The sequence below is a fragment of the Neisseria sp. P0021.S007 genome (assembly GCF_051956855.1).
The window spans coordinates 1-675 of record NZ_JBQCXA010000563.1 but is presented as its reverse complement, the minus strand read 5'-3'; the positions used below and the strand labels follow the sequence as shown (position 1 = coordinate 675).

At 52.1% G+C, this 675-nt stretch carries 1 protein-coding gene; it reads left to right on the top strand.

What is annotated here, in order from left to right; all coding sequences use genetic code 11:
- The coding region (locus ACTHUR_RS14645; RefSeq protein ID WP_440399313.1) for a patatin-like phospholipase family protein at positions 1 to 675 on the top strand (675 nt) is incomplete at both ends.

The following is a 675-nucleotide window of genomic DNA, read 5'->3' as shown; positions in this document are numbered from 1 at the left end:
ATTATCCGCCTGTTCGCTGATGAAATATCAGCCTGTCGCCGGTATTGATACGGTCGACCTGCAGCGTGGCTACCGCTTTGAAACCAGCCGGCCTCAGCACAACGACGAAGACGATACGCTTGTTGTGTTGATGTTCTCCGGCGGCGGTACTCGCGCGGCGGCCTTGGGTTATGGCGTGTTGGAGCAGCTTCATAAGCAGCAGATTACCATAGGCGGTAAAAAACAGTCTTTGATGTCGAATGTCGATGTGGTGGTCGGCGTATCCGGAGGCTCGGTTTTGGCGGCTTATTTTGCACTCAAGGGCGAAGAAACCATTCCCTTGTTTTACAAACGTTTCCTACACCAAAACTTCCAACGCCAAGTTGTCAAACAAGCATTTTCCATGTCCAACCTGCCCCGACTGGCCTCGCCTGAATACGGACGCGGTGATCTGTTACAGGAGCAGTTTGAAAACTACCTTTTCGGCAAAACCACTTTCCGCGATTTGGAAATGAACCGCAAAGGCCCGTTTGCCATCATTTCCGCCACCGATATGGGCATAGGCGAGCGTTTCAATTTCACGCAAGAATATTTCGACCCGATGTGTATCGACTTGGGCGACTTGCGACTTGCCCGCGCCGCTGCCGCGTCAAGCTCCGTACCTATGGTGTTTGCACCGATTACGCTCAATAACAA